Genomic DNA, 327 nt, shown 5'->3' with positions numbered 1-327 from the left:
CGCCTCCTTCACCCACAGGACCACTGATCGCTTGAGGACATCACGCTCCATGCGCAGCTCGGCGACCTCGTCACGCAACCGTTTGAGCTCAGCAGCGTCATCAACGGTCAGCTCGCCGCGGCCCTCCCGCTCGGCGCGCGCCCGGTTGACCCAGTTACCCAAGGTGCCCTCGTTGACCCCCAGGTCTCGAGCGACCTGGGCGATCGGCTTACCTGTCTCCTCGACGATCCGGACCGCCCCATCACGAAACTCCCGGTCGTACTTCTTCCGCTTCTCTGGCATCGTGCTCCTCATTATCGATGCCTCTACGGTTCGGGGGGAACCTCA

1 protein-coding gene is annotated in these 327 nt (G+C 63.9%); it reads right to left on the bottom strand.

All coding sequences use genetic code 11. The features are described from left to right. On the bottom strand, positions 1-282 hold a 282-nt coding region (locus AMD30_RS24400; protein ID WP_035718442.1), incomplete at its 3' end, for a transposase. Positions 283-327: the final 45 nt, after the last annotated feature.

It is taken from the genome of Gordonia sp. HS-NH1 (genome assembly GCF_001418765.1).
Taxonomy (GTDB): domain Bacteria; phylum Actinomycetota; class Actinomycetes; order Mycobacteriales; family Mycobacteriaceae; genus Gordonia.
Note: the sequence above shows the minus strand (reverse complement) of the source record. Positions and strands in the feature narration are given on the sequence as shown.